Origin of the sequence: Escherichia sp. E2661, assembly GCF_004745185.1 — a bacterium.
Classification (GTDB): domain Bacteria; phylum Pseudomonadota; class Gammaproteobacteria; order Enterobacterales; family Enterobacteriaceae; genus Escherichia.
Map to the genome: position 1 here is coordinate 305,658 of NZ_PDIG01000037.1, position 26,219 is coordinate 331,876.

The following is a 26,219-nucleotide window of genomic DNA, read 5'->3' on the forward strand; positions in this document are numbered from 1 at the left end:
TTCAATGCGGTTGTTTATAGCCGAAAACCGAGTCTGGCACGCGCTATTGCTGATGTCCTGCCCAAACCGCACCGCAAAGGCGATGGCTTTATCGAGTGCGGCAATGGTCAGGTGGTGACCTGGTGTATCGGTCACCTGCTTGAGCAGGCGCAGCCAGACGTCTACGACAGCCGCTATGCGCGCTGGAATCTGGCGGATTTGCCGATTGTCCCGGAAAAGTGGCAACTGCAACCGCGCCCCTCCGTAACCAAACAACTTAACGTCATTAAACGCTTTCTGCATGAAGCCAGCGAAATTGTTCATGCCGGTGACCCGGATCGTGAAGGGCAATTGCTGGTGGATGAAGTGCTGGACTACCTGCAACTGGCACCGGAAAAGCGCCAGCAAGTTCAGCGTTGCTTGATCAACGACCTGAACCCGCAGGCGGTTGAGCGGGCGATCGATCGTCTTCGCTCCAATAGCGAGTTTGTACCGTTATGCGTTTCTGCACTGGCGCGAGCGCGTGCCGACTGGCTGTACGGTATCAATATGACCCGCGCGTATACCATTCTCGGTCGCAATGCTGGCTATCAGGGTGTACTTTCCGTTGGGCGCGTACAGACTCCCGTTCTTGGGCTGGTGGTGCGGCGCGATGAAGAAATAGAAAACTTCGTGGCGAAAGACTTTTTTGAAGTCAAAGCGCACATCGTGACGCCTGCCGATGAACGATTTACTGCCATCTGGCAGCCGAGTGAAGCGTGCGAGCCGTACCAGGATGAAGAAGGGCGTTTATTGCATCGCCCGCTGGCGGAGCATGTGGTTAACCGCATCAGTGGTCAACCGGCGATCGTCACCAGCTATAACGATAAACGGGAATCAGAATCCGCGCCGCTGCCGTTTTCGCTTTCAGCGTTGCAGATTGAAGCGGCAAAACGCTTTGGTCTGAGTGCGCAGAACGTGCTTGATATCTGCCAGAAGCTGTACGAAACACACAAGCTAATCACTTATCCGCGTTCCGATTGTCGTTATTTGCCAGAAGAACATTTTGCCGGACGCCACGCGGTGATGAATGCCATCAGCGTTCATGCGCCGGGACTATTGCCGCAGCCGGTGGTTGACCCGAATTTACGCAACCGCTGCTGGGATGACAAAAAGGTCGATGCTCACCACGCCATTATCCCGACCGCGCGTAGTTCTGCCATCAACCTGACGGAGAACGAATCGAAGGTCTATAACCTGATTGCCCGTCAGTACTTGATGCAGTTCTGCCCGGATGCGGTGTTCCGCAAGTGTGTTATCGAACTGGACATTGCCAAAGGCAAATTTGTCGCTAAAGCCCGTTTTCTTGCTGAAGCAGGCTGGCGCACGCTGTTAGGCAGCAAAGAGCGCGATGAAGAAAACGACGGCACGCCACTGCCTGTGGTGGCGAAAGGTGATGAGTTGCTGTGCGAGAGGGGCGAAGTGGTAGAGCGGCAAACCCAGCCGCCACGCCATTTTACCGATGCAACACTGCTTTCGGCGATGACCGGGATCGCGCGCTTTGTTCAGGATAAAGATCTGAAAAAGATCCTCCGTGCGACCGATGGTCTGGGAACAGAAGCGACCCGAGCCGGGATTATTGAACTGTTGTTCAAGCGTGGTTTCCTGACCAAAAAAGGGCGCTATATCCACTCCACCGACGCCGGAAAAGCGTTATTCCATTCGCTGCCAGAGATGGCGACGCGACCGGACATGACCGCTCACTGGGAATCGGTGCTGACGCAAATCAGCGAAAAGCAGTGTCGCTATCAGGACTTTATGCAGCCGCTGGTGGGGACGCTTTACCAACTGATTGATCAGGCTCGCAGCACTCCAGTCAGGCAGTTCAGGGGAATTGTGGCACCAGGTGGGGAGTCAGTTAAAAAAGCACCCAATAAACGTGTGAAAAAAGTGGCAAAGCCCCAAAAAGATAATACGGATTCTGCTAATTAATTCGGTTTCCACTCTTAAACAAAGCCAGTGGTAGATATTCTGCCATTGGCTTTATTTATTATGATATAAATATCCACAGCTAAAATTATTAACGGAATATCTTTATATTCACGTGATTAATGTTATGGGCTGCATCATTATAAATTATTTTAAAATGCAGGGATTGTGAACATTATTCACAAAACGAATATATATAACTGCTCTATAAAAGGATCAGTTCATTTATTTGAAGAGGATAATTATGATTATCGGTATCGATCTAGGGACGACTAACAGTCTGGCAGCAGTCTGGCGAAATGGACAAAGTGAACTGATCCCCAATGCGTTAGGCAAGTTTTTAACGCCCAGCGTAGTTTGTGTTGACGAAGATGGTATAGTTTTGACAGGGGAGGCAGCTCGTGACCTGCAACTCATCAAACCACAAAACTGCGCAGCCAATTTTAAACGCATGATGGGCACATCAAAGACGTTTAAATTGGGCGGACGTGAATTTCGGGCAGAAGAACTCTCATCGCTGATATTACGTCAGCTAAAAGAAGATGCTGAAAGCTATTTAGGTGAAGAGATAACAGAAGCAGTAATTAGCGTACCTGCTTATTTTGGTGATGTGCAACGCAAAGCAACAAAATTGGCAGCTTCAATGGCAGGCTTAAACGTCGAACGTTTAATTAACGAACCAACCGCCGCTGCACTGGCGTATGGTTTGCATAATAAAGATGATGAACATCAGTTTCTGGTATTCGATTTAGGTGGTGGTACATTCGATGTCTCCATACTGGAGTTGTTTGACAACATTATGGAAGTACGTGCCAGTGCCGGGGATAACTTTTTAGGTGGTGAAGATATTGTCGATATCCTGATCGATGCATATTGCTCACGTATGGATCTTCCTGAAAATATTGAATGGCGTGAACCGACACTCCAGCGCCATTTACGCATTGAAGCGGAGCGTGTGAAACGCGTGCTTAGTATGCGCGACGAAGCTACTTTCAGTATGGAGATTGAAGGAAGGCGATATTACTGGCATCTGACCACAGAAAAATTTGAATTTTTATTACAGACCTTTTTCGAGCAAATCCGTATGCCACTGGAACGGGCAATTCGCGATGCCAAAATTAATATTAGCCAATTAGACCAGGTCGTTCTTGTGGGTGGCACTACACGTATGCCGCTGATTCGCAAACTTGTGACACGACTTTTTGGTCGTATACCGGCAATGCATTTAAACCCTGATGAAGTCATTGCTCAGGGCGCGGCTATTCAGGCCGCACTTAAAGCGCGCCACAGCGAATTACAAGATGTAGTAGTGACCGATGTTTGCCCTTATACGCTGGGCGTTGATACCTCTAAATCGCTGGGGCATACCCGCGAATCGGGCTATTTTGCACCCGTTATTGAGCGTAACAGGAGTATTCCTTGTAGTCGCGTTCGTGCCTTTTACACGGCACATGATCAACAAACAGAGGTTAATTTTAAAATCTACCAGGGTGAAAGCAGGATGGTGGCTGATAATATTTTCCTTGCGGAGTTGTCAGTGAATGTTCCCCCAAAACCGGCCGGTGTTGTGCGTATTGATGTTCGTTTTACGTACGACATTAACGGTATTCTTGATGTCGATATCAGCGTGCCACTGACAGGGGCTAAAATAGTCTGGTTATTGAACAGAATCCAGGGGCATTAACGGAAGAACAAATACAGCAGTCGTTGTCCAAATTAAGCCTGTTAAAAATTCACCCACGCGATGAACAGATAAACCAGGCCTTTATTGCCCGTCTTGATAACCTCTATCAACTTACGCTTGCGGAAACACGAGACTGGATAAGCAATTGCTCTCGTCAATTCAGTTATCTACTCGAGAAGCAGGATCCTGATCAACTTGCTGATTTTCGGGCTAAAGTTGAACCTACATTAGACTCTCTGGAATGGGAGCGTCTGCAATGAACTGCTGGGAAATATTAGGTTTACAACCTGGCGTGGAAGAACGAGATATTAAGCGTCGTTATGCGCAACTGGTAAAAAAATTGCCGCCCGGAAGATTCTCCCGAAGCCTGGCAACAATTGCACGATGCTTATGAACAGGCTTTACGTTATGACGACGAAGAGCTGTGGCAAGAAGATGAAGAAGAACAGTGGCAAGAAGAGGAAGAAGAGCAACCGATCAATATGTCCAGGGGTATTGTTCATCCTCGTCCTGTGATGACATTTCGCGCACCCAACACCTTTTCTGGTCATCCACTTCCAGACATCGCTGTTAAATCAGAAGGGGAGCTCACCTGGCAAGCCGTGCTGGATATGCTCTTTGAGGAGAATGAAGCTATTCCCGAACACGCCCCCATGCAACTTGCTAAGGCGTTATCTTTCCTTGAGCATAAAGATCTCAGCTCACGAATGTGCTTTGAAGAAGCGTTATTACTGCATCTTCATCGGGTATTCCGGCCACTATTAACTCTCGCTGCATCACAAACGTTCAGATGGCATTTAGTTGCAGGCAGTCGTCAACCCGTAATCCAGACAGAAATTAACGAAAGTTGTCTTCTTTATTATCGCATCGAAAAACAAATTACCCCTTTCTTTGCCAGTAACTTGTCTCCACTGGAAGAAATGGAAAACGGGAAGGAAATGGCTACGATTTATCAATCATTAAAGGATAATGAAGAGAGCCTGAAATGGTTTGATATCGCAGTATTAAATAAAGTTGCTGAATTTGAACTGTCAGACAATTATATGGCATTGTTAATAGAGCGCTTATCATATTCCTGGCGAAAAGAAAAAATGATTCGCAAGTGGAAATTAACAGAACGCTTCAATAATTTAGCGATGCAACATCATAGTGGATATGAAAAGTTGTTAAATGCTATAAAATTAAAAGGTCTTTATTATTATCCATCTTCTGTATTCCAGTCTTGCTTACATGCTGCAGAGCAAGGCTATTCACTTGCCTGGTATTCTCTTGGCAAAATGTATTACGAAGGTGATGAGGTTTCACAGGATCTAAAATTAGCCTTTAACTGGTTTACCCGCGCCGCACAGCATAATGTTATCGATGCTCAGTATGCGTTGGGCGTTATGTATAACGATGGAAAGGGGACGGACAAGAACATTAGTGAGGCAAGAAAATGGTTTTTACTTGCAGCCGAAAATGGCAAAACATCTGCGCAATATGAACTTGCCTGTATCTCCCGCTTTGCTGTTGCACCATTACGAAATTATGAAGAAGCATTACGGTGGTATTTATCTGCCGCCACACAAGGACATGAACTGGCCCAATATGAGTTGGGACAAATGTATATACAAGGTATTGGTGTGGCGCGTGATGAGGTGCAGGCCCATCGTTGGTTTTTGCAATCGGCGGAACAGGACCATCCTGACGCACAATATCATACTGCAAGGTTGTATAGTGAAAGCGAAAAAATTCCTCAGGATCCGGAAAAAGCACTGCACTGGTTTACCATATCTGCAAAAAATGGTTCCGGGGATGCCATGTATGAATTGGGGAAATATTATTTAACCAACAATGATGATCCTGAAAATAACGCTGAGGCTATTCAATGGCTTACTGGTGCAGCGCAGCGTGGGCGAATAGAGGCGATATTTTTGTTAGCCGAAATGTATCTCTACGGTACAAAAGATATCGCAAAAGATGAAAATCATGCGCTACACTGGTACGAAAAAGCGGCGCGTTTAGGGTCGACCGAAGCGCAACACCAGACTGCGGCAATGTATGCTCAGGGGACAGGCACTAAAATTGATAATAGACAAGCATGGATGTGGTTAACAATTGCCGGAAATAACAACCCCTGGATTGAAAAAGATGCGTTGCGATGCTTAATGTCTGAACAGGATATTCAGGATGCAGAACAAACGGCTGCAAATTGCAAACGTCTGCTAAGGATTTAATTAACTCAGGGAAAATCGTCTGGTTATAAGGAAAACCAGACGATTGTAATAACGATTAAATCACGCCCTGGCTTAACATCGCATCCGCAACCTTCACAAAGCCCGCAATGTTCGCGCCCTGCACGTAGTTGGTTTGCTCACCTTCACCACCATGTTCAACACAGGCATGGTGGATATCCAGCATGATGTGATGCAAACGTGCGTCAACTTTCTCGGCTTTCCAGCCCAGACGCGCAGCGTTTTGCGCCATTTCCAGGCCCGATGTTGCTACACCGCCAGCATTAGCCGCTTTACCCGGAGCAAACAGTACGCCTGCCTGCTGGAACAGTTCAGTCGCTTCGATGGTGGTTGGCATATTTGCCCCTTCGGCGACGGCTTTAACGCCATTGGCGATAAGCTGATGCGCGGCGTCAACATCCAGTTCGTTCTGGGTGGCGCAAGGCAGGGCGATATCAACTGGTACGGACCACGGCTGTTGGCCTTCGAGATAGACCAGGCCAAATTCTTTGGCGTAATCTGACACTCGACCATCGCGGCTAGCTTTGATTTCGATAAGACGCGCCAGTTTCTCTTTTGTGAATCCGCTTTCATCAACCACTGTGCCGCTGGAGTCTGATGCCGTGACCACGCGAGCGCCAAATTCCATCGCTTTTTCGATAGCGTACTGGGCGACGTTGCCGGAGCCAGAAACGGAAACGCGCATTCCTTCAAAACCCATACCGTGGCGTTTCAGCATCGCTTCTGTGAAATAAACCAGACCGTAACCGGTGGCTTCCGGGCGAATAAGACTGCCGCCAAAAGAAAGACCCTTACCGGTGAAGACGCAGGCGGTATTGTTAGACAGCTTTTTCATCATCCCTGCCATAAAGCCAACTTCACGACCTCCAACGCCGATATCACCTGCCGGAACGTCGGTATCCGCGCCCAGGTGGCGATACAGTTCAGTCATCAGTGCCTGGCAGAAACGCATCACTTCGCCTTCGCTTTTCCCTTTCGGGTCGAAATCGCTGCCACCTTTACCACCGCCCATCGGCAGGGTAGTCAGGGCATTTTTGAAGGTTTGCTCGAAGCCGAGGAATTTGAGAATGGAGAGGTTAACTGACGGGTGGAAACGCATACCGCCTTTGTACGGACCGATGGCGGAGCTGAACTGGACGCGCCATGCTCGGTTGACCTGCACCTGGTTGCGATCGTCAACCCATACCACGCGAAACTGGATCACGCGCTCCGGTTCAACCAGGCGCTCCAGTAATGACATCTGGCGATATTGGGGATTTTGTTCAAGAAAAGGCCAGAGAGTAGTCATTACTTCACGAACGGCCTGCGCGAACTCGGTTTGATTCGGGTCGCGCTTTTGTACATGGTTGAGGAATGACTCCAGAGAATATGTCTGATCCATAGATATAAAACCCTTATATATTAAGACGATTGTGCGTATGTTGTTTGTTTTGCAGTTTTCGACTATACCATCAAGAATGTGACGGTAAGCAAGTAAAAAATGACACCGGAAAGCAAATTAATAATGTGAGGAATTTATAAACGCCGCCTAATGTCGGATACATCTTCTTCGGCCTACCAAAATGGGGACATTTGGTGGATAAGGCATTCACGCCGCATCAGACCACCTGACGCTTAAGTTTTGCCGTCGGCCTACCGATATCAGTACATAGGCAACGAAATATAAGGAGTTTCCAGTGAGTCGAGCATTGTTCGCCGTAGCGTTGGTATTCCCGTTTTTTGCGCTGGCTAATCAGCATTATCGTCCGGATGTGGAAGTGAATGTGCCGCCGGAAGTGTTTAATTCTGGCGGACAGTCGGCGCAGCCCTGTAGCCAGTGCTGCGTTTATCAGGATCAAAACTATTCTGAAGGGGCCGTAATTAAAGCAGAGGGAATACTGTTGCAATGCCAGCGGGATGATAAAACCATTAGCACTAATCCGTTGGTCTGGCGGCGCGTAAAGCCATAAACGCCTGTAAAAGCGGAATGTCAGCAGGGGCCAGCGGATATTGCATTGCCTCTTCAGGTGAGCACCAGACCAACGCCTGATGTTCATGTGCCTGTAACGTCCCGTGGAAGTCGGGTACGTGCCAGGCATGAAGATGGATAATCCGCCCTGAAACTTCCCGCTGGTGGCTGGCTACATATTTCCCGATGATAGCATCGATACCGAGCTCTTCACGCAACTCGCGTGTCAGCGCCTGCGGCTGGCTTTCTCCTGGTTCGACTTTACCGCCAGCAAGCTCCCATAACCCCGCCTGATCGCTATGGACAGGGCGTTGCGCGATTAAAATTTTGCCATCCCGTTCGATAATGGCGGCAACAACATCAATCATTTCCATAAATTACACACGGTCGAATACAGGAAAAATGCCATAATATCCGCAGTGTTGCCCGAGCTGAAGGGTTTTATTTCTTAAGGAGTACCCGTGTTAGACCGCCATCTTCATCCCCGAATTAAGCCTTTGTTGCATCAGTGCGTGCGGGTTCTGGATAAACCTGGCATTACACCTGATGGTTTAACGTTAGTGGGATTTGCCATCGGCGTGCTGGCACTGCCGTTTCTGGCACTGGACTGGTATCTGGCGGCGGTGATTGCCATTTTACTGAACAGGTTGCTTGATGGTCTGGACGGTGCGCTGGCGCGGCGCAGAGGGTTAACCGACGCGGGGGGCTTTCTCGATATTTCGTTGGATTTTCTTTTTTACGCGCTGGTACCGTTCGGGTTTATTCTCGCCGCACCGGAACAAAATGCGCTGGCGGGCGGCTGGCTGCTGTTTGCGTTTATCGGCACGGGCAGCAGTTTTCTCGCATTTGCTGCACTGGCGGCGAAACATCAGATTGATAATCCCGGTTATGCGCACAAATCGTTTTACTATCTGGGCGGGTTAACAGAAGGCAGCGAGACGATTTTGCTGTTTGTTTTAAGTTGTCTCTTTCCGGAATATTTCCCGTGGTTTGCATGGATATTTGGCGCGCTTTGTTGGATGACAACATTTACGCGGATTTGGAGTGGATATCTGACGCTGAAGTCGCTTCAGCGTCAGTAATTGCCGTGTTATTGGCTACTGTCCGGGCCGCGTTCACCAGTTGCTACCGGATTTTTTGGATCGCTGCTCCATTCGTACCAGCCACCGTCATAAACGGAGACGTTATTCCAGCCCATTGCGCGTGCATACATAAAGGTTTCTGAGGCGCGCCAGCCGGTGCCGCAGTAGAACGAGACTTGTTGATCCGGCAGGATATTCCATTCTTTCCACATTGCCGCGACGTCATCGGCAGTACGCATGGTGCCGTCTGGGTTATGGAAATCTTCCATATGCGTTGAATCGCTGCCCGCATGGCCCCAACGTGCGCCCGGAATGTCACCTTTTGGCTTGATGTAGTCATAGCCGCTGGTGGTGCCGATAAATTCCGCCCAGGAACGTACGCTGACCAGTGAGGCATCCTGGCGATGTAGCAGACCGCGCGCCTGTTCCATATCGAGCATCAGTTGCGGTTGTGCCGGGATCTTCACGCCGAAATCCGGTTCCGGTTTCACTTTCGGTGGCGTACCGCGCTCAACGGGCAGACCTGCGTCGGACCAGGTTTGCCAGCCGCCATCCAGCAGTCGCACATCTTTCACGCCAGCGTAGAGCATAATTTGCGCCACGCGCGCTGCGGCGTAAACATCACGCCCGTAGAGAATGACCGTGGTGTCATGACGAATGCCGTGCTTCGCCAGCATTGCTTTAAGCTGTTCATCAGAAACTTTATTCCACAGCGGTTCGCTTTCCACTTCGTTGGTATCGATGTAGTCAGCGCCGGGAATATGGCTGATAAGGTAAAACTTTGGTGCGCCCCAGGCTGCTTCAATGACTTTCCAGTCACCCGCAGGTTTCGCCGTAACTTCTTTACCTTGTTGCAGGTCATGCAGCCACTGCGGATATACCAGCTGTTCAAAGTGCGGCAGTTTTTGCAGTCGGGAAGGTTCGCTCAGTGCATCACTCAAGATAGAGATGTGCGTAAAGCCTGCTTTTTGTAGTCGCGTTTTAACGGCATCGACATCTTTGTCATTACCGTACAGCGCCACCGGGGCATCCGTTTTTAGGTTATGCAGCTTGATCCACTCGTTGAGCTGCTCGGTGCTCATTTTGTCGAGCCAGCTAGCAGAAAGGTTTAAGGCGGCAGGTTCATGACCGGAAGGGCCATTTAGGGTTTGTGGCCAGCCGTTATAAAACGCGCTGGGGCGAGTATCAATCGCTTTGCCATTTTGTTGTTGAAGCTGGTCAAGTGTAAGAGGCTTCGCCAGTTCAGCGGCCCACGAAGAAGCGCAAGCCAGCCCTAAAGCCATTGCCAGCGCGGTCATTTGAGAAACACGTTTCATCGAAAATCCCGACATTGTAGTTTTGAGTGCGCCATTCTGAACTGACACATCGGGAAAAACTTTGCGTTATCGCAGTTTGTTGTAATTTTCTGACCACCGCGTCATATCCATAACGGGACTATCGGCAGGAACATCCTGAAGATCGTGGGTTACCTGAACGACGGGGATCGCCAGCTCGCGAACTTCATTGAATACCCACTGACGAAAATTATCGCGCAGAGCTACGTCAAGACGGCTGAACGGTTCATCAAGCAATAATGCCTTTGGCTGTGCGAGAAGGGCGCGCAGCAGGGCCACCCGCGCTCGCTGACCGCCTGATAATGTCGCAGGGTCCTGGTGATAAGTTTCAGCCAGTCCCGCTCGCTCAAGCGCGTCTTTCACGGCATTGCGCCTGGCCGTCCCCTTGAGCGTCGACGGTAGCGCCAGAAGCAAATTCTGTCCGACGCTGAACTGGTCAAATAACAGCGCATCCTGGAAAAGAATACCAATCTGACGCCGGGCGGTGGGCAGGGTATCGATACGTTGATCATTGAGCCATAGCTCACCTGTACAAGAAAATTGCCCGGAAAGCGCACCAATCATCCATGAAAACAGAGAAGACTTACCACAGCCTGAGGGGCCCATTAACGTGACAATGTCACCTTTATTGACTGTAAAGTTAACGTCTTCCAGTAAACAGCTTTCAGGCAAACGCAGCGAAACATCTTTCACGCAGAGCATTAGCGGAGTCCTTGTCTGATAAAACCTACCCATTTTGCGACTAACGCGGTCAGGGCAAAAATAATAAGTGGCAAAAGCAGTTGCCATAGGGCCTGGGTGGCGAGAATGCTGTTACTACCGCCGCTACTTAACGCTACCGCTTCGGTGGTGAGCGTCGAGAAACGTCCGGCTCCCAGCCACAGCGTTGGCATATACTGCGCAATACTCACTGAAAATCCGACAGCGAAGGCAATCAGCGCAGGGCGCAGCATTAGCGGACATTTCACGTAAAAGAAGGTTTTGGCCCGTGACCAACCCAGCGTCTGCGCAATCAATATTAATCGTGAATCGATGCGCCGCCAGGCCGGTTGCAGGATAAACAACATCCACGGCATCACCCACAGCAGATGCCCCCACACCACCGCCGTCCAGCTACCATCCAGGTTGAGCCATAGCGCCAGCGTGTACTGGCCCGCCACCAGCGGCAAGGCGGGTAATAATATGGGCAACCATAGCCACAACTGGCGACGCTGTGGCCCCCATTCCAGCCACAGCAGCAACAGAACCAAAGCGATGAATGTCGCCACCAGTCCCATCGTCAGGCTATTGAGCAGCGCCTCGTTATTGATCGTCGACTGATTCGCGAGGATCGCCAGCAGAATCACACAGAGCACGCCAGTTAAGGGTAACAACTTCGCCAGCATCTTCCCTGGCAATAAAGGCGTGGCTGGCATGCGAATGCCATCTTCCCGGGGGATCGTACATCGCCAGGCGCGCCATAATAGATAACCAAGCAAAACGTAGGCGGCGAGTAACAGCATCAGCAGCAGGCTGGCAAGCGCGCCTTTTGTTTGTTGGTCAATGTCGCCCTGGGTTAACCACTGCCAGCTAATTACCGCCAGCGTCGGTGGATTACCCGGACCAAGAATAATCGCTACATCCACGACCGAAAGCGACCAGGCGACAATCGCCAACATCGCCATTGCCAGCGCAGGCGCGACGGAGGGCAATAACAACCAGTTCAGGCATTGCCAGCGGCTGTAGCCCAGCGAATCCAGTACAATAACTTGCTGTACCAGGCGTTTTTCACTCAGTGCTGCCAATAAGATCCACAGCAGAAATGCGCTTTCTTTCACCGCCAGCGTGAAGCCCAGCCCAATACCCAATTTGTCCATTGGCGGAGTGAAATATGGGAAATAGTCATAAAGCAGCCCTCCGTCAGCAAAGAGCAGCAGGGCGCTGGTGGCAAAAGCCACGTGGGGGATGGCGAGTAGCCACGGCAGACGGGCGCACAGATGCTGCCATTTCGGCCCAGGCCATAGCGCTACTATCACCAGCAGGGCAATAAACAAAGCGCCGACCGCCGCGATGGTTGTCGACACCAGCGTCGCCAGTAATGCCTGCGGTAACTGTGGATCGGCAAATAACATCTGCCAGTGCGTCAGCGACATGGCAGGTGTTATCAGCGTGAAAGCCGACGGTACCAGCGGTGCGTAAATCACCGCCATCACCACCCACAGCAAAGAAATTAATGCGTACCGTAACGGCGTAGCCATTCTTGTTCCAGCGCATTTACCCAACCAGCATGCGGTTCCGCCAGTACCGGCGGCAGATCCTGCGGCATTCTTGATTGCAATGCTTCACGCTGCCCGGCAGGTAGTTTTTGCGGATCGAGAACCGAAGGATCGCCCCAGACAGCGGGATCCGCTTTACGCAGTTGTGCTTCAGGTGACAACAGGAAGTTGGCGACGACTTTTGCCGCAGCACTGGCAGTTGCGTTGGCTGGAATGGTGACGAAATGCACGTTGCCAATCATTCCCTCGCTAAAGCCAAAGCTGTAACTGCTGGTGGGTAAATCGCCGCTGGCGATTTTTTGCTGCGCATGAGCAGGATTAAAAGTCAGCGACAGGCGCAATGTGCCGGCTTTCAGCAGAGCATCCATCCGCGCGGGCGAAGGCGGGAAATCTTTTCCTTCGCGCCACAAATACGGATGCAGTGCATCAAGATATTGCCACAATGGCGCAGTGACGCGGGCGAAAGTGGCATCGTCCGGCGCTTTTTTTAATGCAGCGGGATCGGGCGTCAGCATAATCAGCAGCTGTTCAAGAAACGCGGTGCCGGTAAAGTCCGGTGGGCGCGGATAGGTAACCGTACCAGGGGTGGCTTTGGCAAATTCCAGTAAGGCTTGCGGCGTTTTCGGTGGCTGTGGTGTCTGATCGCGTCGGGCGATAAATGTCAGCTGTGCGCCGCCCCAGGGCGATTCCGCACCTTGTGTCGGCACTGAAAAATCTTCCCGCACCGGCTGCTGTGTGTCGACATAGCGCCAGTTGGGCAGAGTCTCCGACCAGTCAGTTTGCAGTAAATTAGCCTCTTTTAAGGTACGAAAGTTTTCGCCGTTCACCCAGAGCAGATCCACCGAGCCGCCCGTTTTGCGTCCGGCAGCAGCTTCGGTCTGAATGCGCTTCACCGCGTCTGCGGCATCCGCCAGACGGACGATTTTCAGGTTGATGGCGTAATGGGTTTTCAACTCGCCGCTAACCCAGTCGAGATAACGGTTAATTGCGGTATCGCCGCCCCAGGCGTTAAACCAGACGGTTTGCCCTTTGGCCTCATTTTTAATTTCCTGCCAGTCACTGGCATGTGTTGCCAAAGAAAACAGCGATAACAATCCCAGCAACCATACACAATGGCGCATCATCTCTCCTTAAGAACGTTTGTCAGGAATACGGCACAGCCCCTGAGCGGGAATGTCCATGGCAGAATTAAAACGGGCTGACAGATTTTGCAAGCCGATCAATGCCGTCAGCTCGGTGAGCGCCTGGGCGTCAAAATGCGTAGTCAGTCGGGTGCGCAGGGCATCATCGACCGTTGGCGGCGTTACGCTTGCGGCTTCGGCGTACTCCAGCGCCAGCCGCTCTTCGTCGCTGAAGAGCGGGCTTTGTCGCCAGTTAGCTACCGCCAGCAATTTATCGGTGCTGCCGGTGCGCTCGGCGACTTTCATACTGGTGATATCCACGCAAAACTCACACAGACACATTTGCGCAATACGCGCGCTGACAAGCGATCGCACCACTGGATCGAGCGGTGAGCGTTTGCGCTCCAGCCAGCCAACAAACATCGACACCAGATAAAAGATAAACGGGATCCGCCCCCACCAGCGAATGGGGCTTAGCACCTCGCCGTAATGGCGACGGTGCAGCCACGCCTGCGGACGTAAAATGAAAGGAATTTTGCTAAGCGGCGGTAAACCCATCAGGCATTCCTCTTCTGGCGCTCAAGCCAAATTTTCTTCGCCATAAAAATCACCACGGTCAGGGCAAACAAAATAAACAGTCCGGTGACAAACCAGAAAGTACCGCCTGTTAACATGCTGCCCGCCCAGGAATAAACAATAGTCGCCGGTAACTGACCAAGCCCGGTGGCGATAAAAAACGAGCGAAAACGTATTGAAGTCAAACCGGCAGCATAGCTGATTGGATCGAAAGGGACAAAAGGCAATAACCGACAGACCAGAATGGTGTGTTTGCCGTAGCGAGTGAAAAAGCCGTCCATACTGTCAAGCACGGTTTTACCGGTTAATTTTTCAACCACTTCGCGACCCATCACTCTGGCGATAAAAAAGCACAGCGCCGCGCCGGCCATCGAACTGGTCCACGACAGCAAGCCGCCCCAGAGCGCGCCAAACAGCGACGCATTGGCAAAGGTGATCAAAAACGCAGGTAGCGGTGCAGCAATGGCCTGTAGAATCATCAACAAGAACGAAACAACTGCCGCCAGTGCGCCGTAAGACTGAATAAAGCGTTCTATACCCTGTTGGTCCACGGCGGCAAACGCCGCAACGCTGCGATTGATAAACTCATGGACGCCGGGAAGCAGCGCCCATGCCAGCAGCATAGCGAACAACAGGATGATGAGGGTTATGCGGTAGTACCAGATTTTACGCGATTGCATTTTCATCATCCTTTATCCTGGTTTTATTCGGCGATTTTAAAGGTAACCGTTGCCAGCGTGTTATCTGCCGGGAGAACCGAGGCATTGCCTTTGAATTTCACTTCGCTGCGTTTTTCCACCGCACCATAAGTGTATGTCGCATTGCTGACGATACCGACCGGGCAACTATCCAGACATACCAGGCAGCCCGTTTTTTTCTCTTCAGCTGCCGTTAAATTACCGCCAAAGCGCATATCCAGTTTCTTGCCATTACTGTCAACAATCACTTCATCAAAGGAATACGCTTTTGCCGCTCCTTGCCAGTTAACTGAAATATCCAGTTTGCTGCCTGTGACATGAGTCGTTTCTTTATTATCCATCGTCATGTTTTCGCCCGGCGTACCACCGGCCTCTTTCAGGGCGTCATAAAATGCTTTCGGCGTGGCATAACCCATAAACAGCGATTTATGTCCGTTGGAGCCATCTTTAAACACAATACCGTGGCGGGTATCGTCGGTGAGGAAACGCCCATTAATTTGCACCAGCATGGTTACCGTATGGTTATTGGCATCGACACGCAGCGGCTGGCTGTCCGAAAGCCCGTCGTATTCCACTTTTGCCGCCGTATTCTCTTTTTGATCGCAGCCACTAAGCCCCGCAACGGCCAGTAAACACAGTGCAGCCAGTCCTTTTTTCCATGACACTGAATAATGTTGCAACATCGTTCTATCCTTCATTTTTAGGGTGAGTAAGTGGGCTGTGGCGCGAAGCAGACAGATCCACGTGTTTGTGACGAGCGTAGAGTTTGGCGAGCTGGACGAGAATAAACAGCGCCAGGCCCGCCAGACAGAGTTGTAAAATAAAGCGCAGCGTAATGCCTTCACTGGCAAGATCGCTGGCCATCACGGTATAAATCACTATTCCAGGCAGAGTGGTTAATGCCGAAATAAGGGTATAAGGCCAGAAGGCGATGGCGGTTAATCCGTAAGCGTAATTTTGAATATTGTATGGAAATAGCGGGATTAAGCGGGTCAGAATAAGAAAATCGATACCGTTACGCGTAATGCCTTTTTCAATAGCCTGAAAAGTGTGGCAATGACCGACGTATTTCAACAGTAAATCACGCCCCAGAAAGCGCGCCAACAGGAATGAGCACGATGAGGCCAGCGTGGCGGCAATTAACGAAAGTAGCGTTCCTGTTAGCGGACCAAAAACTATTCCACCGGCGATCACCAGTACGCTACCCGGTAGCAGAAAGAGGGTGGCGATGATGAATAACAGAATATAGAGGCTATAACCGAACAATCCGCTCTGGCGAATGAGTGTCTGTAAGTGGGGTAAATCGGTGAGCAGATCGAATAAACCGAAAGCATGGATAGCGTAAATGACCAGCGCAAAAAATAGACAGGCAAAAAGAAATTTACGCTCAGCGTTCATCGTGGAGTTTCCTATATCAAACTTGATAATAGAGAAGTGGTCAGACAACTAAAAAACGCAGTGACGGTATAACAAAGGACGGCGGGCAACAAATCATTACTGACAGTTTGTTGATTTTTCTCAAGGTTAATTCTCCTGACCCCGTGCGAGCCAGGAGAACGGAGAAATTAGCGGCGGAAGGTGGCCCAGACAGGTGCGTGATCTGACGGTTTTTCCATACTGCGGATTTCATAGTCGATGCCGGTTTCTACGCAGCATTCGGCCAGTGGCTGGCTGGCAAGCAGCAGGTCGATACGCAGACCACGGTTATCGTCAAAACCTTTTGAGCGGTAATCAAACCACGAGAAGCGATCTGCCGTTTCTGGGTTCGCATGGCGGAAGGTATCGACCAGCCCCCAACTCATCAGTCTCTCCATCCATTCGCGTTCTTCCGGCAGGAAAGAACATTTACCCGTACGCAGCCAGCGTTTGCGGTTCTCTTCGCCAATGCCGATATCCAGGTCGGTGGGGCTGATATTCATATCGCCCATAATCAGCACCGGATTATCACGTTTGAGTTCGGTTTCCAGGTAGTTTTGCAGGTTCTGGTAAAACTGTGCTTTAGCCGGGAATTTTATGGGGTGGTCGCGGCTTTCGCCCTGCGGGAAGTAGCCGTTGATCACGGTGACATTGCCCAGCGGTGAGGGGATTTCCGCCATAATAATCCGCCGTTGTGCCTCTTCGCCGTCGCCTGGGAAGCCACGACGCACAGCAATCGGCGTCTCTTTGGTCAACAGCGCCACGCCGTAATGGCCTTTCTGCCCGTGATAAAACACGTTGTAGCCAAGCTTTGCCACTTCTTCGAGCGGAAACATATCATCATGAACTTTTGTCTCCTGCAGGCCAATCACATCAGGCTGGTGCTTGTCGACGATAGCTTCAAGCTGGTGTGGTCTGGCGCGCAGGCCGTTGATATTAAAAGAGACAAATTTCATAGTCGCTGCCATTTATTCTGATAATGAGTGCGTGGATGTTAGCAGAAATTCGTCTGACTTACTGCCTGTTGTTAAGTGATTTGATCGATGGTTGTTAATGATGTCAACGATGGCGCAGAAAATGCCCGCTTTTGGTGCGAGTTGCGTCAGAATGGCGCAGTAATTTCCAGTAAATTTCGTCAAAGATCACAATTCCAGAATTATATTTTACTTCTGCATAACATTGCGTTTTTTATTCTATTTATTCATCCACATGGCAAACACATTCACTTTATATGCACTTAAGGTGCATATCGTTCGGTTGTAACACATTGATTTCCAGTTAGTGACCGTCATTTATGCACTTTTCCCCCTGGCTGGCATGAACCCCGCAATCTACATTTACAGCGCAAACATTACTTATAATTAACATATAAATAACGAATTATTTACTGTAGAGGTCGCTATGTCTCAGCCAATTACGCGTGAAAACTTTGATGAATGGATGATACCTGTTTACGCTCCGGCACCGTTTATACCGGTACGTGGCGAAGGTTCGCGCTTGTGGGATCAGCAGGGGAAAGAGTATATCGACTTCGCGGGTGGCATTGCGGTAAACGCATTGGGTCATGCGCATCCCGAACTGCGCGAGGCGCTGAACGAACAGGCGAGTAAGTTCTGGCATACCGGCAACGGTTACACCAACGAGCCGGTACTGCGACTGGCGAAAAAATTGATCGACGCCACGTTTGCCGATCGCATTTTCTTTTGTAACTCCGGTGCGGAAGCCAACGAAGCGGCGCTAAAACTGGCGCGTAAATTCGCTCACGACCGCTACGGCAGCCATAAGAGCGGCATCGTGGCGTTCAAAAATGCGTTTCACGGGCGCACGCTGTTTACCGTCAGTGCAGGCGGGCAGCCAGCCTATTCACAGGATTTTGCGCCACTGCCGCCGGATATCCGTCATGCCGCGTATAACGATATTAACTCTGCCTGCGCGCTGATTGATGACTCCACCTGTGCGGTGATTGTTGAGCCCATCCAGGGGGAAGGCGGTGTGGTACCAGCCAGCAACGCGTTTTTACAAGGTCTGCGTGAATTGTGTGACCGCCACAATGCTTTGCTGATTTTTGATGAAGTACAAACGGGCGTCGGGCGCACCGGGGAACTGTATGCCTATATGCACTACGGCGTGACGCCTGATCTGTTAACTACCGCCAAAGCGCTGGGCGGCGGTTTCCCCGTTGGCGCTCTGTTGGCAACCGAAGAGTGCGCCAGCGTGATGACCGTTGGCACTCACGGCACCACCTATGGCGGCAATCCGCTGGCCTCGGCGGTGGCGGGTAAAGTGCTCGAACTTATCAACACGCCAGAAATGCTTAACGGTGTTAAGCAGCGTCATGACTGGTTTGTTGAACGTCTTAATACCATTAATCACCGCTGCGGTTTGTTCAGTGAAATTCGCGGCTTAGGTCTGCTGATTGGCTGTGTGCTGAATGCGGATTACGCCGGGCAAGCGAAACAAATTTCTCAGGAAGCGGCGAAAGCGGGCGTGATGGTGCTGATTGCGGGCGGCAATGTGGTGCGTTTTGCTCCGGCACTGAATGTCAGCGAAGAAGAAGTGACGACCGGACTGGATCGTTTTGCAGCTGCTTGCGAACACTTTGTGAGCCGAGGTTCATCATGATGGTCATCCGTCCCGTTGAGCGATCAGATGTCTCGGCGCTGATGCAGCTTGCCAGCAAAACGGGCGGCGGCCTGACGTCGCTTCCCGCCAATGAAGCCACGCTTTCGGCGCGTATCGAAAGGGCAATTAAAACCTGGCAGGGCGAACTGCCCAAAAGCGAGCAGGGCTATGTGTTTGTGCTGGAAGAGAGCGAAACAGGTACTGTGGCGGGGATTTGCGCCATTGAGGTGGCAGTTGGGCTGAACGATCCCTGGTACAACTATCGCGTCGGCACGCTGGTTCACGCCTCAAAAGAGCTGAATGTCTATAACGCGTTGCCGACGCTGTTTCTCAGTAACGATCACACCGGCAGCAGCGAGCTGTGCACGCTGTTTCTCGACCCGGACTGGCGCAAAGAGGGCAACGGCTATTTGCTGTCGAAATCGCGCTTTATGTTTATGGCGGCTTTTCGCGACAAGTTTAATGACAAAGTGGTCGCGGAAATGCGCGGTGTGATTGACGAACACGGCTATTCACCGTTCTGGCAAAGCCTCGGTAAACGTTTCTTTTCGATGGATTTTAGCCGCGCCGATTTTCTCTGCGGCACCGGGCAAAAGGCATTTATTGCAGAACTGATGCCGAAACATCCGATCTATACGGACTTTTTATCCCAGGAAGCACAGGACGTCATTGGACAGGTTCATCCGCAAACAGCGCCCGCGCGGGCGGTGGCTGGAAAAAGAGGGCTTTCGCTACCGCAACTATATCGACATTTTCGACGGCGGGCCGACGCTGGAGTGTGACATTGACCGCGTTCGCGCTATCCGCAAAAGTCGGCTGGTGGAAGTAGCGGAAGGAAAACCTGCACAGGGCGATTTTCCGGCTTGCCTGGTCGCCAATGAAAATTATCACCATTTCCGCGTGTTGCTGGTGCGAGCCGATCCGGCGACCGAACGTTTGATTTTAACCGCCGCACAACTGGATGCCCTCAAATGCCACGCCGGGGATCGCGTTCGTCTGGTGCGCCTGTGCGCAGAGGAGAAAACAGCATGACTTTATGGATCAACGGTGACTGGGTGACGGGCCAGGGCGCACAGCGCGTGAAGCGTAATCCGGTATCGGGCGAGGTGTTATGGCAGGGCAATGATGCCGATGCTGCTCAGGTTGAGCAGGCTTGTCGGGCTGCTCGTGCAGCGTTTCCGCGTTGGGCGCGGCTCTCCTTTGGCGATCGTCAGGTAAGAGTTGAACGATTTGCTGCACTGCTGGAAAGCAACAAAGCCGAATTAACGGCGATTATTGCCAGAGAAACCGGCAAACCGCGTTGGGAAGCGGCAACCGAAGTGACGGCGATGATCAATAAGATCGCGATATCAATCAAGGCGTATCACGCTCGTACGGGAGAGCAGCGCAGTGAAATGCCCGATGGAGCAGCGAGCTTGCGCCATCGTCCACACGGCGTGCTGGCGGTGTTTGGACCGTACAATTTCCCCGGGCATCTGCCTAACGGGCATATCGTTCCGGCGCTGCTGGCAGGTAACACGATAATCTTTAAACCCAGCGAACTAACCCCCTGGAGCGGCGAGGCAGTCATGCGTTTATGGCAGCAGGCAGGTTTGCCGTCGGGCGTGCTGAACCTGGTGCAGGGTGGGCGCGAAACCGGTCAGGCACTCAGTGCACTGGAGGATCTCGACGGCTTGCTGTTTACCGGCAGCGCCAATACCGGCTACCAGTTACATCGCCAGCTTTCCGGTCAGCCAGAAAAAATTCTTGCCCTCGAAATGGGCGGCAATAACCCGCTGATTATTGATGACGTGGTGGATATCGACGCCGCTGTCCATCTGACTATCCAGTCGGCATTTGTCACTGCCGGGCAACGCTGCACCTGCGCCCGCCGTTTATTGGTGAAAAGCGGGGCGCAGGGCGATGCGTTTCTTGCTCGCCTTGTTGCCGTCAGCCAGCGGTTAACGCCGGGGAAATGGGATGACGAACCGCAGCCGTTTATTGGCGGGCTGATTTCTGAACAGGCCGCACAGCAGGTGGTTACTGCCTGGCAGGAACTGGAAGCATTGGGCGGGCAAACGCTGCTTGCGCCACGTTTGCTACAAGCGGGAACATCGCTGCTGACGCCAGGGATCGTTGAAATGACGGGCGTTTCAGGCGTGCCGGATGAAGAAGTGTTTGGGCCGCTACTTCGCGTATGGCGGTATGACACTTTTGATGGGGCGATTAAGATGGCGAATAACACCCGCTTTGGCCTCTCTTGTGGGCTGGTTTCCCCAAAACGGGAAAAGTTCGATCAACTGTTACTGGAAGCGCGGGCAGGGATTGTTAACTGGAACAAACCGCTTACTGGAGCCGCCAGTACCGCGCCATTCGGCGGCATTGGCGCTTCCGGCAACCATCGCCCCAGCGCCTGGTATGCCGCAGATTATTGTGCCTGGCCGATGGCAAGCCTGGAGTCGGACTCGTTAACGTTGCCCGCAACGCTTAACCCCGGGCTGGATTTTTCCGATGAGGTGGCGCGATGAATGCCAGGGAAGTCAATTTCGACGGACTGGTGGGGCTGACGCACCATTACGCTGGCCTGTCGTTTGGTAATGAAGCCTCCACCAGTCACCGTTTTCAGGTATCGAATCCACGACTGGCGGCGAAGCAGGGCTTACTGAAAATGAAAGCCCTTGCCGATGCAGGATTTCCCCAGGCGGTGATCCCGCCGCACGAGCGTCCGTTTATTCCGGTGCTGCGTCAGTTGGGATTCAGCGGCGGCGATGAGCAGATACTGGAAAAGGTTGCCCGCCAGGCACCACACTGGCTTTCCAGCGTCAGTTCAGCATCGCCAATGTGGGTAGCTAATGCGGCCACGGTAGCGCCATCCGCCGATACGCTGGATGGCAAAGTGCATTTCACGGTCGCCAACCTGAACAATAAATTTCACCGTTCGCTGGAAGCCCCCGTCACCGAATCGCTGTTAAACGCCATTTTTAACGATAAAGAGAAATTCACCATCCATTCGGCGTTGCCGCAGGTGGCATTACTCGGTGATGAAGGGGCGGCAAACCACAATCGCCTCGGCGGTCATTACGGCGAACCCGGTGTGCAGATTTTTGTTTACGGGCGAGAAGAGGGTAACGGTACGCGGCCTTCCCGCTATCCGGCGCGGCAGACTCGCGAAGCCAGCGAGGCGGTGGCAAGGCTGAATCAGGTTAATCCGCAGCAGGTGATTTTCGCCCAGCAAAACCCGGACGTTATCGACCAGGGCGTTTTTCATAATGACGTGATTGCCGTGAGTAACCGCCAGGTACTGTTTTGCCATCAGCAGGCATTTGCTCGCCAGGCGCAATTACTGGCAAACCTGCGTGCGCGGGTCAATGGTTTTATGGCGATAGAAGTTCCGGCGTCGCAGGTTTCTGTGTCTGATGCGGTGTCTACGTATCTGTTTAACAGCCAACTGCTGAGTCGCGATGATGGTTCGATGATGCTGGTGCTGCCACAGGAGTGTCGGGAACATGCAGGAGTATGGCGTTATCTCAATGAACTCCTTACTGCTGACAACCCGATAAGCTCACTAAAAGTTTTTGATTTGCGCGAAAGTATGGCGAACGGCGGAGGCCCTGCGTGCCTGCGGTTGCGCGTGGTGTTGACGGATGAAGAACGCCGGGCGGTGAATCCGGCGGTGATGATGAACGATACGTTGTTTAATGCGCTCAATGACTGGGTGGATCGTTACTACCGCGATCGTCTTACTGCTGCCGATCTGGCCGACCCGCAATTGCTGCGTGAAGGGCGGGAAGCGCTGGATGCGTTGACTCAATTACTGAATCTCGGTTCGGTTTACCCGTTCCAGCGCGAGGGAGGGGAGAATGGATAATTTTCTCACTCTGACATTAGAGGGTAAAAAACCTGCCATCACCGAGAGAGAAATCAACGGCATTCGCTGGCGCTGGCTGGGGGATGGCGTGCTGGAACTGACGCCATTAACCCCACCGCAAGGCGCGTTGGTAATTTCGGCGGGGAACCACGGTAATGAAACGGCGCCTGTAGAAATGCTGGACGCCTTACTTGGCGCAATTTATCACGGTGAAATTAAGTTACGCTGGCGCTTGTTGGCAATCCTCGGAAATCCCCCTGCGCTCAAGCAAGGAAAGCGCTATTGCCATAGCGATATGAACCGGATGTTTGGCGGACGCTGGCAGCAATTTACCGAAAGCGGCGAAACCTGCCGCGCCCGCGAGCTGGAACAGTGCCTGGAAGATTTTTATCAGCAGGGGAAAGAGTCTGTTCGCTGGCATCTTGATCTGCATACTGCCATCCGCGGTTCGTACCACCAGCGGTTTGGTGTTTTACCGCAACGAGAAATTCCCTGGGACGAAAGTTTTCTGACATGGCTGGGCGCGGCAGGGCTGGAGGCGTTGGTGTTTCATCAGGCGCCAGGCGGCACGTTTACCCATTTCAGCTGCAAACATTTTGGCGCACTGGCGTGTACGCTGGAGCTAGGCAAAGCACTGCCGTTTGGGCAAAACGAGCTTCGTCAGTTTGCGCCAACCACCAATGCAATTGCTACGCTGTTAGCAGGGGCAAGTGTCGGTATAGAGAAAAAACTGCCCCAGCGTTACCGGGTGGTTTCGCAGATTACCCGTCACACTGCTGCCTTCGAGTTGCATATGGCGAGCGAGACGCTGAATTTCACGCCGTTTAAGAAAGGAACGTTATTGGCGCAGGATGGTGAGGAACGTTTTACCGTGACTCATGATATTGAATATGTGTTATTCCCCAATCCACTGGTGGCGTTGGGATTACGCGCGGGATTAATGCTGGAAAAAATAACCTAGCACTTGCCCGCAGAAAGGTTTCTGCGGGTATTTAATAACGGCTTTCGGAATAATACGGATTAATCCTGGGTGTTTGCTTTATTTATCGCCATTTATCAGGTATAGTCCTCCATAATTTCTGCAAAATCATTGTGTTGTAATATTTGCTCATCACTTTCCTTCAATTTTTCTTTTTTTCTCCATAATTGGCGAGAAAATGTTTTTTATACTTTCATTGATTTACCGTTGCTCTGATTAATTGACGCTAAACTCAGTAAAGTTAATCTCGTCAACACGGCACGTTACTTAAGAAAGCCGTAACAAATAACTGAAAGGAAGGATATAGAATATGCGTAAATTAACTGCACTGTTTGTTGCCTCTACCCTGGCTCTTGGCGCGGCTAACCTGGCCCACGCCGCTGACACCACTACCGCAGCACCGGCTGACGCGAAGCCGATGATGCATCATAAAGGCAAGTTCGGTCCGCATCATGACATGATGTTCAAAGACCTGAACCTGACCGACGCGCAGAAACAGCAGATTCGTGAAATCATGAAAGGCCAGCGTGACCAGATGAAACGTCCGCCGCTGGAAGAACGCCGCGCAATGCATGACATCATCGCCAGCGATACTTTCGACAAAGCAAAAGCTGAAGCGCAGATTGCTAAAATGGAAGAACAGCGCAAAGCTAACATGCTGGCGCATATGGAAACCCAGAACAAGATTTACAACATCCTGACGCCGGAGCAGAAAAAGCAATTTAATGCTAATTTTGAGAAGCGTCTGACAGAACGCCCAGCGGGAAAAGGTAAAATGCCTGCAACTGCTGAATAATCTTTCAGCCAAAAAACTTAAGACCGCCGGTCTTGTCCACTACCTTGCAGTAAGCCGGTGGACAGGATCGGCGGTTTTCTTTTATGCGCCTGTGCCTGTCATTTTTGCAAAAACGCTAAGGTAAATCATACGAGTTGCCGATAACAATCCACGGTTGCCTGAGCGATAACAATGAAAAGAGCATGCCCGGAGCGAGTATGGAATACTTTGATATGCGTAAAATGTCGGTGAACCTGTGGCGAAACGCTGCCGGTGAAACTCGTGAGATCTGTAGTTTTCCCCCTGCGAAACGTGATTTTTACTGGCGTGCCAGCATTGCGTCCATTGCGGCCAATGGTGAATTTTCTTTATTTCCTGGGATGGAAAGAAGTGTGACGCTGCTGGAAGGCGGCGAGATGCTTCTTGAAAGCGCAGACCGTTTTAGTCATACCTTAAAGCCGTTACAGCCTTTTGCTTTTGCGGCGGACCAGGTGGTAAAAGCGAAACTGACGGAAGGGCAGATGTCGATGGATTTCAACATTATGACGCGCCTGGATGCCTGTAAGGCGAAAGTCAGAATTGCCGATCGCACGTTCACCACTTTTGGCTCACGCGGCGGGGTGGTGTTTGTGATTAGCGGGGCATGGCAACTGGGCGAAAAATTGTTAACTACCGACCAGGGCGCGTGCTGGTACGATGGCAAACACACCCTGCGGCTTTTGCAACCGCAAGGCAAACTGCTGTTCAGTGAAATTAACTGGCTTGCAGGCCATTCACCGGATCAAGTTCAGTAATTTCATAGCGACCGGAAAGTAGTGGTTTACAAAGAATTTTATAACCATCGTGATCGAATCCGGCAGGCGTACGGATCAACGTTGCCGCCTCTTCCAGCGAATTAACCGCCCCCAGCCACAGCCAGTTATGAATAATATGGTATTGGGTCATTTCCGGGTGCTGTTCTTTCAACGCCACCGCACCTTGCCACGGCCAGCAGATCACCCGCAAACGTTCCAGCGACTGGAGCAGACGTTGAGCATGATCTTCGTGGCTCTCTTTTCCGCAGCACGCTCCGGCGCAACGTTTTAGCGCTGAACGAAAGCAAGCACGACCGCGGCTTAGCGGTTCCAGCCCGAGCAGGCCATAACAGAGCTTTTGTTCATCGGCGATTGTCTGTAATGCCTGTAATGCCGAGCGGCGGTTGGCAAACAGGCCAAACAGGTTTGGCGCAGTAGAAAAATCCACGTCTTTGGCGTACACCACATCCACGCGTTTTTTCATTCAGTTGCAGGGCGCAGAGCTGACGATTGCGGCGCAACCGTTTATTAAACAAAGGCTGTTGCTCTTTGATTAGACGCGCTTCAAGGAGCAGAGCGCCGATTTCGCCCGCGGTACATATCCAGCTAATGCGTCGGGATTGTCGCAGCATGGCCGCTTCATCCGGGGTACGTAAATGGGAAAGGACGCGGCTGCGGATGTTAACGCTTTTGCCGATATAGAGCGGCATAGTGTTACTTTCGCCATGAAACAGATACACACCGGGCCGGGTGGGTAAGTCATTAAGAAATGAACGTAAATGTTCGGGATATTCATAAATTGCCGCCGCTTCAAATTCGAGGCGCGGGGAAGTTAAACGCCGTACCACTGTTTACTCCGAATGCTGGTTATCTATCCAGTGTAACAGGCGGGAAACGATTAAAAAAG

The 26,219-nt window shown here is 51.4% G+C and carries 20 protein-coding genes and 4 pseudogenes; 12 read left to right on the plus strand and 12 right to left on the minus strand.

The features are described from left to right. Positions 1 to 4 precede the first annotated feature (4 nt). The 3 genes and pseudogenes from topB (at position 5) to CRI63_RS20600 (ending at position 5,847) form a co-directional block, all read left to right on the plus strand. A pseudogene (topB, locus tag CRI63_RS20590) lies at positions 5 to 1,950 on the plus strand (DNA topoisomerase III). 241 nt (positions 1,951 to 2,191) lie between these two features. Beyond that, positions 2,192 to 3,631, plus strand: coding sequence for a molecular chaperone HscC (locus CRI63_RS20595; protein WP_240782784.1), 1,440 nt, complete (start codon positions 2,192 to 2,194; stop codon positions 3,629 to 3,631). A gap of 256 nt (positions 3,632 to 3,887) precedes the next feature. Then, a pseudogene (locus CRI63_RS20600) lies at positions 3,888 to 5,847 on the plus strand (molecular chaperone DnaJ). Between the two features lie 55 nt (positions 5,848 to 5,902). Here the strand turns inward: CRI63_RS20600 and gdhA are convergent. Further along, complete coding sequence (gdhA, locus tag CRI63_RS20605) at positions 5,903 to 7,246, minus strand: NADP-specific glutamate dehydrogenase (protein ID WP_135405810.1); 1,344 nt, start codon at positions 7,244 to 7,246, stop codon at positions 5,903 to 5,905. Positions 7,247 to 7,541: 295 nt separating this feature from the next. Here gdhA and CRI63_RS20610 point away from each other — a divergent pair, with 295 nt between their 5' ends. Next, positions 7,542 to 7,814, plus strand: a complete 273-nt coding sequence (locus tag CRI63_RS20610) for a YnjH family protein (RefSeq protein WP_130218835.1) — start codon at positions 7,542 to 7,544, stop codon at positions 7,812 to 7,814. Here the strand turns inward: CRI63_RS20610 and CRI63_RS20615 are convergent. Continuing rightward, entirely contained in the window at positions 7,780 to 8,187 is a 408-nt protein-coding gene (locus tag CRI63_RS20615) for a pyrimidine (deoxy)nucleoside triphosphate diphosphatase (RefSeq protein ID WP_135520597.1), read from the minus strand. The genes CRI63_RS20610 and CRI63_RS20615 overlap by 35 nt on opposite strands. 87 nt (positions 8,188 to 8,274) lie before the next feature. Here CRI63_RS20615 and CRI63_RS20620 point away from each other — a divergent pair, with 87 nt between their 5' ends. After that, positions 8,275 to 8,895, plus strand: coding sequence for a CDP-alcohol phosphatidyltransferase family protein (locus CRI63_RS20620; RefSeq protein ID WP_135520599.1), 621 nt, complete (start codon positions 8,275 to 8,277; stop codon positions 8,893 to 8,895). An 8-nt stretch (positions 8,896 to 8,903) separates the two neighbouring features. On the opposite strand, the gene ynjE is transcribed toward CRI63_RS20620, so the two are convergent. The 9 genes from ynjE to xthA all read right to left on the minus strand — a co-directional run bounded on the left by ynjE (position 8,904) and on the right by xthA (position 17,251). Next, positions 8,904 to 10,211 (minus strand): thiosulfate sulfurtransferase YnjE, encoded by a 1,308-nt coding sequence (gene ynjE / locus CRI63_RS20625; protein WP_135520601.1) that lies wholly within the window; start codon positions 10,209 to 10,211, stop codon positions 8,904 to 8,906. A 66-nt stretch (positions 10,212 to 10,277) separates the two neighbouring features. Then, positions 10,278 to 10,931 (minus strand): ATP-binding cassette domain-containing protein, encoded by a 654-nt coding sequence (locus tag CRI63_RS20630; protein ID WP_135520603.1) that lies wholly within the window; start codon positions 10,929 to 10,931, stop codon positions 10,278 to 10,280. After that, the gene (locus CRI63_RS20635; protein WP_135520605.1) at positions 10,931 to 12,466 is read right to left on the minus strand and encodes a thiamine ABC transporter permease; all 1,536 of its coding nucleotides are present in this window, start codon (positions 12,464 to 12,466) and stop codon (positions 10,931 to 10,933) included. The genes CRI63_RS20630 and CRI63_RS20635 overlap by 1 nt, the downstream gene beginning before the upstream one ends. Further along, entirely contained in the window at positions 12,439 to 13,605 is a 1,167-nt protein-coding gene (locus CRI63_RS20640) for an ABC transporter substrate-binding protein (RefSeq protein WP_135520633.1), read from the minus strand. Before CRI63_RS20640 ends, CRI63_RS20635 begins: the two co-directional genes overlap by 28 nt. Before the next feature lie 9 nt (positions 13,606 to 13,614). Further along, the gene (locus CRI63_RS20645; RefSeq protein ID WP_135405815.1) at positions 13,615 to 14,163 is read right to left on the minus strand and encodes a carboxymuconolactone decarboxylase family protein; all 549 of its coding nucleotides are present in this window, start codon (positions 14,161 to 14,163) and stop codon (positions 13,615 to 13,617) included. Further along, positions 14,163 to 14,870: a TVP38/TMEM64 family protein gene (locus CRI63_RS20650; protein WP_000977139.1), complete on the minus strand. Its 708-nt coding sequence runs from the start codon at positions 14,868 to 14,870 to the stop codon at positions 14,163 to 14,165. The genes CRI63_RS20645 and CRI63_RS20650 overlap by 1 nt, the downstream gene beginning before the upstream one ends. Positions 14,871 to 14,884: 14 nt before the next feature. Next, positions 14,885 to 15,562 carry a lipoprotein YdjY gene (gene ydjY / locus CRI63_RS20655; protein WP_135489206.1) on the minus strand — a complete coding sequence of 226 codons (678 nt, stop codon included), beginning with the start codon at positions 15,560 to 15,562 and terminating at the stop codon, positions 14,885 to 14,887. A 4-nt stretch (positions 15,563 to 15,566) separates the two neighbouring features. Further along, a complete protein-coding gene (locus CRI63_RS20660) occupies positions 15,567 to 16,277 on the minus strand; it encodes a TVP38/TMEM64 family protein (RefSeq protein WP_130257709.1) in 711 nt (236 codons plus the stop codon). A gap of 167 nt (positions 16,278 to 16,444) precedes the next feature. Continuing rightward, positions 16,445 to 17,251, minus strand: a complete 807-nt coding sequence (xthA, locus tag CRI63_RS20665; protein WP_135520607.1) for an exodeoxyribonuclease III — start codon at positions 17,249 to 17,251, stop codon at positions 16,445 to 16,447. A gap of 445 nt (positions 17,252 to 17,696) precedes the next feature. On the opposite strand from xthA, the gene astC reads away from it, so the two are divergent. The 7 genes and pseudogenes from astC (at position 17,697) to ves (ending at position 25,312) form a co-directional block, all read left to right on the plus strand. Continuing rightward, positions 17,697 to 18,917 carry a succinylornithine/acetylornithine transaminase gene (gene astC / locus CRI63_RS20675; RefSeq protein WP_135520609.1) on the plus strand — a complete coding sequence of 407 codons (1,221 nt, stop codon included), beginning with the start codon at positions 17,697 to 17,699 and terminating at the stop codon, positions 18,915 to 18,917. Continuing rightward, positions 18,914 to 19,949: pseudogene (gene astA / locus CRI63_RS20680) on the plus strand (arginine N-succinyltransferase). Before astC ends, astA begins: the two are co-directional and overlap by 4 nt. Beyond that, a complete protein-coding gene (gene astD, locus CRI63_RS20685; protein WP_135520611.1) occupies positions 19,946 to 21,424 on the plus strand; it encodes a succinylglutamate-semialdehyde dehydrogenase in 1,479 nt (492 codons plus the stop codon). The pseudogene astA and the gene astD overlap by 4 nt, the downstream one beginning before the upstream one ends. Beyond that, positions 21,421 to 22,764: an N-succinylarginine dihydrolase gene (gene astB / locus CRI63_RS20690; protein ID WP_135520613.1), complete on the plus strand. Its 1,344-nt coding sequence runs from the start codon at positions 21,421 to 21,423 to the stop codon at positions 22,762 to 22,764. The genes astD and astB overlap by 4 nt, the downstream gene beginning before the upstream one ends. Then, positions 22,757 to 23,725 (plus strand): succinylglutamate desuccinylase, encoded by a 969-nt coding sequence (astE, locus tag CRI63_RS20695; RefSeq protein ID WP_135520615.1) that lies wholly within the window; start codon positions 22,757 to 22,759, stop codon positions 23,723 to 23,725. The genes astB and astE overlap by 8 nt, the downstream gene beginning before the upstream one ends. Positions 23,726 to 24,053: 328 nt before the next feature. Beyond that, the gene (gene spy / locus CRI63_RS20700; RefSeq protein WP_135487701.1) at positions 24,054 to 24,539 is read left to right on the plus strand and encodes an ATP-independent periplasmic protein-refolding chaperone Spy; all 486 of its coding nucleotides are present in this window, start codon (positions 24,054 to 24,056) and stop codon (positions 24,537 to 24,539) included. Between the two features lie 197 nt (positions 24,540 to 24,736). Next, positions 24,737 to 25,312, plus strand: coding sequence for an environmental stress-induced protein Ves (gene ves / locus CRI63_RS20705; protein WP_130218867.1), 576 nt, complete (start codon positions 24,737 to 24,739; stop codon positions 25,310 to 25,312). Here ves and cho read toward each other — a convergent pair. Then, positions 25,272 to 26,160, minus strand: a pseudogene (gene cho, locus CRI63_RS20710) (excinuclease Cho). The gene ves and the pseudogene cho overlap by 41 nt on opposite strands. Between the last annotated feature and the right edge of the window lie 59 nt (positions 26,161 to 26,219).

Excerpts from the sequence above, each read along its gene's own strand:
- spy (WP_135487701.1), top strand. The coding sequence starts at position 24,054 with ATGCGTAAATTAACTGCACTGTTTGTTGCCTCTACCCTGGCTCTTGGC.
- CRI63_RS20630 (WP_135520603.1), bottom strand. The coding sequence starts at position 10,931 with ATGCTCTGCGTGAAAGATGTTTCGCTGCGTTTGCCTGAAAGCTGTTTA.
- CRI63_RS20635 (WP_135520605.1), bottom strand. The coding sequence starts at position 12,466 with ATGGCTACGCCGTTACGGTACGCATTAATTTCTTTGCTGTGGGTGGTG.
- ynjE (WP_135520601.1), bottom strand. The coding sequence starts at position 10,211 with ATGAAACGTGTTTCTCAAATGACCGCGCTGGCAATGGCTTTAGGGCTG.
- ves (WP_130218867.1), top strand. The coding sequence starts at position 24,737 with ATGGAATACTTTGATATGCGTAAAATGTCGGTGAACCTGTGGCGAAAC.
- CRI63_RS20640 (WP_135520633.1), bottom strand. The coding sequence starts at position 13,605 with ATGCGCCATTGTGTATGGTTGCTGGGATTGTTATCGCTGTTTTCTTTG.
- CRI63_RS20660 (WP_130257709.1), bottom strand. The coding sequence starts at position 16,277 with ATGAACGCTGAGCGTAAATTTCTTTTTGCCTGTCTATTTTTTGCGCTG.
- gdhA (WP_135405810.1), bottom strand. The coding sequence starts at position 7,246 with ATGGATCAGACATATTCTCTGGAGTCATTCCTCAACCATGTACAAAAG.
- CRI63_RS20650 (WP_000977139.1), bottom strand. The coding sequence starts at position 14,870 with ATGATGAAAATGCAATCGCGTAAAATCTGGTACTACCGCATAACCCTC.
- astC (WP_135520609.1), top strand. The coding sequence starts at position 17,697 with ATGTCTCAGCCAATTACGCGTGAAAACTTTGATGAATGGATGATACCT.
- xthA (WP_135520607.1), bottom strand. The coding sequence starts at position 17,251 with ATGAAATTTGTCTCTTTTAATATCAACGGCCTGCGCGCCAGACCACAC.
- astE (WP_135520615.1), top strand. The coding sequence starts at position 22,757 with ATGGATAATTTTCTCACTCTGACATTAGAGGGTAAAAAACCTGCCATC.
- astB (WP_135520613.1), top strand. The coding sequence starts at position 21,421 with ATGAATGCCAGGGAAGTCAATTTCGACGGACTGGTGGGGCTGACGCAC.
- CRI63_RS20615 (WP_135520597.1), bottom strand. The coding sequence starts at position 8,187 with ATGGAAATGATTGATGTTGTTGCCGCCATTATCGAACGGGATGGCAAA.
- astD (WP_135520611.1), top strand. The coding sequence starts at position 19,946 with ATGACTTTATGGATCAACGGTGACTGGGTGACGGGCCAGGGCGCACAG.
- ydjY (WP_135489206.1), bottom strand. The coding sequence starts at position 15,562 with ATGTTGCAACATTATTCAGTGTCATGGAAAAAAGGACTGGCTGCACTG.
- CRI63_RS20595 (WP_240782784.1), top strand. The coding sequence starts at position 2,192 with ATGATTATCGGTATCGATCTAGGGACGACTAACAGTCTGGCAGCAGTC.
- CRI63_RS20645 (WP_135405815.1), bottom strand. The coding sequence starts at position 14,163 with ATGGGTTTACCGCCGCTTAGCAAAATTCCTTTCATTTTACGTCCGCAG.